The sequence below is a fragment of the Microvirga tunisiensis genome (assembly GCF_009296175.1).
In the GTDB taxonomy this organism is placed as follows: domain Bacteria; phylum Pseudomonadota; class Alphaproteobacteria; order Rhizobiales; family Beijerinckiaceae; genus Microvirga; species Microvirga tunisiensis.
Genome location: NZ_VOSK01000294.1, coordinates 1 through 7,626, shown reverse-complemented (window position 1 = coordinate 7,626; position 7,626 = coordinate 1). Strand labels below are relative to the sequence as shown.

Below are 7,626 nucleotides of genomic sequence, written 5' to 3'. Positions count from 1 at the left end.
CCCAACAGCTCCAGCACCAACCGCTTCAGATCGGCGTTCGACAGGCCATCAAGATCCGGGGCCGGTGACATGCAGGGGATTGAATCAGAATTGTCGCTGCGCCGGAACCCCGACCCGCCAGCTCAGCCCGGACTTTTGCCAATGTTACATATTCTGTAGCTAAATCATTGTAAAGACAGATAGTTTTTAGCTTTTCTAAACTAGCGGCAGCGGCTGACGTGCCGAGGGGGAATTCATGAAGAAACGGAAGATCTGGGTGGGCCTGAGCTCCGCTGTGCTGGTTGCCGCGCCGGCCGTTGCGCAGGCGACGGTTGTGCACGTTCAGCCCCAGGCCGGTATCGAGGCCAAGGCGGACCAGACCCTGCTCCACCTCGCCCAGCACCAGGGCCACGCGGCGCCCGCCGCCACGGCCGGCGGCGAGGGCGAAGGGGGCGAAGGGGAAGGCGGCGGCGCCGCGCAGCTGCAGCCGTCCGTGCATCTCTACCGCGGCATCGAGATGATTCGAGGCCATCTCCTTGTCGGCGCAGAACTGATCGAGGCCGGCCGCTGGGCCGATGCCCTGCCCCACTTCCTGCATCCGGAGGAAGAGATCTACGGCAGCATCCGCGATCAGCTAAAGACCTTCAACATCGCGCCCTTCCAGGTCGCCCTGAAGTCGCTCTCGCAGACCGTGAAGGCCAAGAACAAGGAAGCCTACGCCCGCGCCCGCGCGGCCCTCGACGAGCGCTTGGCCGCCGCCGAGACCGCCGTGAAGGCAAAGGAAGAGAACGGCACCTATTTCGTGCTCGAAACGGCTCTCGAGGTGCTGCAGCAGGCGGCCGACGAATATGAGGAGGCCGTCGAAAAGGGCCGCATCGCCAACGTGGTCGAGTACCAGGATGCGCGCGGCTTCGTGTTCGAAGCGGACCGCCTCGTCGGAACGGTCATGCCGGCGGCCAGCGCGAAGAACGCCGATGCGGCCAAGGCCGTGCAGGCGAGCCTCGACGAGCTGAAGGCGACCTTCCCGGCCGTGACGCCGCCGAAGCAGGCCGTGAAGAACTCCGGCGACTTCCTGAGCGCGATCGCAAAGTTCGAACTGCAGCTCGGGCATCTGCGCTGACACTCGTGCCGCGCAAGGATCTCGCCAAAGTGGGCCGGGTGCTTGCGAGCCTTGTTCTCGCGAGCCTCGTGAGCGGAGCGGCCGACAAGCCCGCTCCGCTCGATGTCGCGCATTGGCGAACGGTCTTCGCGCGTCCCGACCATACGCCTACGCCCGCAGGCAATCCGGCCACTCCGGAAAAAGTGGCGCTCGGCGCATTGCTTTTTGAAGAGACGCGGCTTTCGGGTTCACGCGATGTGGCATGCTCGAGCTGCCACCAGGCCGACCTGTCCTTCACCGATGGCGTCGATCGCCATGTCGGCTATGACGGGCAGCCGCTCGACCGCCGCACGCCTCCGCTCTGGAACCTTGCCTGGGGCCTGTCCTTCTTCTGGGACGGCCGGGCATCGAGCCTGGAAGCTCAGGCGATGGTGCCGATCGAGAACGAGCGCGAGATGGCGGGCAATCTGCAGACGGCCTTGCGTGAGCTCGGCGCCGATCCTCAGATGCGCAAAGCCTTCGCTATCGCGTTCCCTGACGATCCCGGCGTGACACAAGCCAATCTGGCAAAGGCTCTCGCGGCCTTTCAGCGAACCCTCGTTTCGCCGGAAACCCGGTTCGACCGATGGGTGAAAGGCGACGACGGCGCTTTGGAGCCGGACGAGCTTGCGGGCTTCGCTCTCTTTGTCGGCAAAGCCGGATGCGCAGCCTGCCATCAGGGCTGGCGCTTCACCGATGAAGCCTTCCACGACATCGGCCTGCCGGGCGAGGACAAGAGTCGTGGACCCATCCTGGGCCTGCAGGCGGCGGATCATGCCTTCAAGACGCCGAGCCTGCGCGAACGGGTCTGGTCCGCGCCCTACATGCATGACGGCTCACTCGCCACTTTTGACGATGTCGTCGACCACTACGCCAGGCGCGTAGTGAAGCGCCCCACCCTCTCGGCCGACCTGCCGCAGCGCATCGACCTCAGCGCGACGGAGCGTGCGCAGCTCGTCGCGTTCCTCAACACTCTGTCCAGCGACGATCCTCCCCGTCCCGCGAGCCTGCCGGTGAAGACGATGGCCTGGGGCGCGAATGCGGAGGCGGTCCCCACATCGAGCGTCAGCCAGAAGGATCGGCGCTTCACACCGGGGGCGATCATCCTGAAGGTGGGCGAGGCCCTGCGCATCCTCAACGACGATACACGCGTCCACAACGTGCGCCTCGACGGGCCGGGCAAGAGCTTCAATTCCGATGCCCAGAACCCGGGCGACACCGTCACCATCGGGTTCGATCAGCCGGGTCACTACGATATCATCTGCGGCATCCACCCGGAGATGCGCCTGAGCGTGGAGATCGCGCAGGCCCGCTGAGGACGGCTCGGGAAAAGAAAAATACACGCCTCGTTTCCGGCGACACGACCCCGGTGGCTGCGCTAAAACAGGGTCATGCCCATGCTCCGTGACGACGACACTCTCTTCACCGCTCTGATCGCCCGCGATCCTTCCTACGAGGGGTTTGCTTATGTGGGCGTGAGGACGACGGGGATCTTCTGCCGCCTGACCTGCCCGGCCCGGAAGCCGAAGCGCCACAACGTGGTGTTCTTCTCGTGCAAGGACGCGGCCCAGGATGCGGGCTTTCGCCCCTGCCTGCGCTGCAAGCCCCTCGACATCAGGCGGCCCACGAGCGGCGCGCTCGAAACCCTCCGGGACAGGATCAAGGCCGAGCCCGACCGGCGATGGAGCGCGGAAGACGTGAAGGCTCTTGGCTATGATCCCTCCACCGTCCGCCGCGCCTTCCAGCGGGAATACGGCATCACCTTCGCGCAATATGCGCGCTCGCAGCGCTTGGGGCTTGCGGTGAACACATTGCAGCAGGGAGGCTCCGTGATGGATGCCCAACTCGATGCCGGCTATGAATCCGGCAGCGGTTTTCGCGATGCGATCAGCAAGCTCATCGGCGATGCGCCGATCCGCACGCCAGTGCGTCAGATTCTGACGGCGCAATGGCTCGACACGCCCATCGGCGCGATGCTCACCGTCGTGGACGACGCGGGCGTGCACCTGCTCGAATTCGCGGAACGCAAGGCGCTCCCGACCGAAATCGAACGCTTACGCAAGCGCGTCGGACCGATCTGCTTCGGGCAGCATGCGATGCTCGACACGCTGGCTCGTCAGGTGGAGCAGTATTTTGCCGGCCGCTCGATAACCTTCGATGTTCCCGTCGTTCAGAAAGGCACGGGTTTCGAAGCCACGGTCTGGGACGCGCTGCGCCGGATCCCGGCGGGTGCCACGCGCAGCTACGGCGAGATCGCCCGCTTCATCGATCGTCCCGATGCGGCGCGCGCCGTCGCGCGGGCGAACGGCGCCAATCAGGTGGCGATCATCGTGCCCTGCCATCGCGTGATCGGCGCGGACGGATCGCTGACCGGCTACGGTGGCAAGATCTGGCGCAAGCAATGGCTGCTGGAACACGAACGCCGCCTCGCAGCAACATTCTCCAAGGGGTAGACGACATGACGGATCAAGTCACGAAGGCCAGGACGTTCAAGGCTCTCCACGTTCCCGGGCGCCCGATCATCCTGTTCAACGTCTGGGATGCGGGCAGCGCCAAGGCGGTTGCGGCGGGCGGCGCGAAGGCGCTTGCGACCGGCAGCTGGTCGGTCGCGGCCGCGCACGGTTTCGACGACGGCGAGTACATGCCGTTCGACCTGGCCATCGCCAATCTAGAGCGGATCGTGACCGCAACCGATCTGCCGGTCACCATCGATCTGGAGAGCGGCTACGGCGCCAATCCAGACGAGGTCGGTGCAACGATTGCCCGCGCCGTCCAGGCAGGGGCCATCGGCTACAACATCGAGGACAGTGCTCGTGAATCAGGTCCTTTGCGCGAGATCTCCGATCAGGCGGCGCGGCTCAAGGGCGCGAGGCAAGCGGCCGACCGGCTCGGGATTCCAGCCTTTCTGAATGCCCGCGCGGACGTGTTCCTGGTAGCCGCCGCGGATCAGCACGAGAGCCTCGTCGCGGCTGCTTTGGAGCGCGGCCGCGCCTACGCCGATGCCGGTGCGGATGGACTGTTCGTCCCCGGCTTGGCCGACGAGGCGCTGATCGCTCGCGTCGTCGAGGGCTCGTCACTGCCGGTGAACATCATGGCGAGCGCGAAGACGCCCCCGGCCGCGCGGCTCGCGGAGCTCGGCGTCGCCCGCATCAGCCATGGACCGGGCCCGTATCGCATGGCGATGAAGGCCCTGGAGGATGCCGCGCGAGCAGTCCTGACCTGACGAACGGCGTTTCGTCTAAATTCGATACCGATACGTCCCAGGAGACAAGGACAGGAACAAAGCTTCAGACGTCATCCGTTCCCACGTCATCACCGGCCTTGTGCCGGTGATCCCGATGGGTCGAGGCGCCGTGCGCGCCTGATCGGGATGGCCGGGACAGGCCCGGCCATGACGGGGGAGAGCTCGCCCCTCAGAAGCGCTTCTTCTCGATCTTCGGCAGGAAGTAAGCGAGAAGCCCGATGGCCGGCAGGAACGAACAGACCTTGTAGACGGTCTCGATGCTCGTCATGTCGGCCAGTTGCCCCAGCAGCGCCGCGCCCAGGCCCGCCATGCCGAAGGACAGGCCGAAGAAGAGGCCCGCGATGGTGCCGACGCGTCCCGGGACGAGCTCGGTCGCATAGACGAGAATGGACGAGAACGCCGAGGCCAGAACGAGCCCGATGGTGACGCTCAGAACCGCCGTCCAGAACAGGTTGGCATAGGGCATCGCGAGCGTGAAGGGCAGGACGCCGAGGATCGAGCCCCAGATCACGTAGCGCCGCCCGATCTTGTCGCCGACGGCTCCGCCCAGAATCGTCCCGACGGCGAGCGAACCGAGGAAGACGAAGAGATAGATCTGCGCCTCCTGCACCGAGACCTGGAACTTGGAGATCAGGTAGAAGGTGAAATAGTTGGTGAGGCTCGCGACGTAGAAGTCCTTCGAGAAGACCAGCAGGATCAGGATCGCGAGCGAGATCACGATGCGCCTTTTCGAGACCAGCGAACCCGTCTCGGCCGCGCGGGGCCTGGCGCGCAGATCCGCGAGCTTGGCCTGATACCAGCGCCCAATGGCGAACAGGATCAGCATCGCCAGTAGCGCCACCACGGAAAACCACGCGATGCTCGGCTGTCCGAACGGAACGACGATGAAGGCTGCGAGCAGCGGGCCCAAGGCTGTTCCCGCATTGCCGCCGACCTGGAACACCGACTGCGCCAGGCCGTGCCGTCCGCCCGACGCGAGACGGGCGACGCGGGAGGATTCCGGGTGGAAGACCGAGGACCCCATGCCGACAAGCGCTGCAGCCACGAGCAGGATCGGATACGAGTCGGCCCGCGACAGCGTCAGCAGGCCGATGAGGGTGAAGCCCATGCCCGCGACGAGGGAGAACGGCTGCGGCCTGCGGTCCGTGAAGCTGCCGACCAGGGGCTGGAGCAGCGAGGCGGTGAGCTGGAACGTCAGCGTCAGAAGCCCGATCTGGCCGAAGTCGAGATGAAAATTGCTCTTGAGAATCGGGTAGATCGCCGGCAGCAGAGATTGGATGAGATCGTTCAGCATGTGCGACACGCTGATGGCGGCCAGGATCGGGACCGCAACTCTCTCCGCCGACACAGGACGGGACGCAATGGGCATGGCAGGCATTTGATTGGTCATCGATATTCTTCGTGATGCTGCCAAGCTTGCGGCCAAGCCCAGCCTTGAGGCGTTTCCAGCTTCCGCTATAGACCAGAATAGGTTCCTGATCTCCCTCTCATGCTGCAGAGCAGGGTTACAAAGCAGGTAGGGCAAGGCCCCTCCCGGCTCGTTCAAAGACCCGTACCGAACCCAGCCGCAACACGGTATCTCCAGGGTCACAACTTTTTCCCATTTGGCCCCTAAGCCCGGGCCTCAGGTCATTCACCCGGACACGGGAAAAAATATAAACAACAAAGGGGTTTTTCATGTCGCAAGCCACGGCCTATGAGCAATTCATGCTCGAACTGGTGAACCGTGAACGGGCCAAGACGGGCGCCCAGCCGCTTGCCTTCAACGGCACTCTGAACGAGTCGGCAGATTCGCACAGCAACTGGATGATCGCGACCGACACGTTCTCTCATACGGGATTGGGCTCCTCCTCCCCGCACGAGCGGATGATCCAAGCCGGCTACGCCTTCTCGGGCTCCTGGACATCGGCGGAGAACATCGCCTGGGTCAGCACCCGCGCTCCTGCGGGTCTCCAGGACGAGGTGGAACTGCTGCACGCGAACCTGATGAACAGCCCGGGCCACAAGGCCAACATCCTCAACGGGACCTTCCGGGAGATCGGCATCGGCTTCGACACCGGACCGTATCAGTCCTGGGACGGGGCCTTCGTCACGCAGAACTTCGCCATGTCCGGCACGAAGGTGTACCTCACGGGCGTCGGCATGGACGACAAGGACGGCGACCGCTTCTACGACATCGGCGAGGGCCTCGGTGGACTGGCCGTGACGGCCGTGAGTTCGACCGGCGCCCGGTAAAGCACCACGACGGAAGGCGCCGGCGGCTACAGCCTGGCACTTGCGGCCGGCACCTATTCGGTCACCTTCTCAGGCGGTGGTTATGCCCCGGTCACCAAGCAGGTGACGATCGCCTCCTCGAACGTGAAGCTCGACCTCATCGACCCGACCACAGGCGCTTCGCCCACACCCACACCCACCACGATCAGCGGCACCGCGGGCAACAACACCCTCAAGGGCACGTCCGCGGCCAACACGATCGAGGGCAACGGCGGCAACGACAAGCTCTACGGCAACGGGGGCAACGACAAGCTCTATGGCGGCACCGGGAACGATGCGTTGACCGGCAATGCCGGCAACGACCGGCTCTACGGCGACAGCGGGAAGGACACCCTGTCCGGCGGCAGCGGCAACGACATCCTCACCGGCGGCACGAGTGCGGACACGTTCCGCTTCTCAGGCAAGTGGGGCAAGGACAAGATCACCGACTTCAAAAATTCCAGCGACCACATCGATCTGCGCGGCAGCGGCCTGAGCTTCAGCGAGCTCAGCATCAGCAAGGTCAATGCCGACAGCGATGGCAGGGCCGACGATGTGGTCATCAAGGCCGACAGCCAGTCGATCACGCTGCTCAACGTGAAGCTCTCGCTGATCGGCGCATCGGATTTTCTTTTCTGAATCAGGACAGATTCGAAAAGGCGGGCTCTCGGGCCCGCCTCATCGGCTTTTGTCCGATGTCGACGCCTCGATGAGGGTTTGGCGTCTTTGCCGGTAAGTACCTGTGTTCTGCGGCTTGATGAAAAGCGTCGTGATCTCCGGATGGAGGGCTTTCACCTGTGCCTCGAGACGCGTGACGCACGCTTCGATGCCAGCCGTCGTGAGATCGTTGTAGCGCGACGCGCGAATGTGTGAGTAAGGCGACGGCCAGATTTACGAGATGTCGCCTCCGGTTGAAGTCGACCTACCGTGTCACGGGACGACACGGAGGAGCGCATGAGCCGGCTCGATCAGGAGGCTCGCATGACTATCAAGGCATTGGCGGCGCGGGGAG

The 7,626-nt window shown here is 64.4% G+C and carries 7 protein-coding genes; 6 read left to right on the top strand and 1 reads right to left on the bottom strand.

Going from position 1 to position 7,626, the window contains the following annotated elements:
* The first annotated feature begins 235 nt into the window (after positions 1-235).
* From FS320_RS34270 to FS320_RS34255, 4 genes are all read left to right on the top strand, one after another.
* Complete coding sequence (locus FS320_RS34270; protein ID WP_152716856.1) at positions 236-1,099, top strand: hypothetical protein; 864 nt, start codon at positions 236-238, stop codon at positions 1,097-1,099.
* Positions 1,100-1,104: 5 nt separating this feature from the next.
* A complete protein-coding gene (locus tag FS320_RS34265; RefSeq protein ID WP_162003427.1) occupies positions 1,105-2,433 on the top strand; it encodes a cytochrome c peroxidase in 1,329 nt (442 codons plus the stop codon).
* An 81-nt stretch (positions 2,434-2,514) separates the two neighbouring features.
* Positions 2,515-3,570, top strand: coding sequence for a bifunctional transcriptional activator/DNA repair enzyme AdaA (locus FS320_RS34260; RefSeq protein WP_152716854.1), 1,056 nt, complete (start codon positions 2,515-2,517; stop codon positions 3,568-3,570).
* Between the two features lie 5 nt (positions 3,571-3,575).
* Positions 3,576-4,340, top strand: a complete 765-nt coding sequence (locus FS320_RS34255) for an isocitrate lyase/PEP mutase family protein (RefSeq protein ID WP_152716853.1) — start codon at positions 3,576-3,578, stop codon at positions 4,338-4,340.
* Positions 4,341-4,530: 190 nt separating this feature from the next.
* On the opposite strand, the gene FS320_RS34250 is transcribed toward FS320_RS34255, so the two are convergent.
* A complete protein-coding gene (locus FS320_RS34250; protein WP_152716857.1) occupies positions 4,531-5,730 on the bottom strand; it encodes an MFS transporter in 1,200 nt (399 codons plus the stop codon).
* Between the two features lie 308 nt (positions 5,731-6,038).
* Between FS320_RS34250 and FS320_RS48735 the strand changes: the two genes are divergently transcribed.
* A complete protein-coding gene (locus FS320_RS48735; protein WP_244627567.1) occupies positions 6,039-6,596 on the top strand; it encodes a CAP domain-containing protein in 558 nt (185 codons plus the stop codon).
* Positions 6,597-6,698: 102 nt separating this feature from the next.
* Positions 6,699-7,253 carry a calcium-binding protein gene (locus FS320_RS49945; protein ID WP_338105600.1) on the top strand — a complete coding sequence of 185 codons (555 nt, stop codon included), beginning with the start codon at positions 6,699-6,701 and terminating at the stop codon, positions 7,251-7,253.
* Positions 7,254-7,626: the final 373 nt, after the last annotated feature.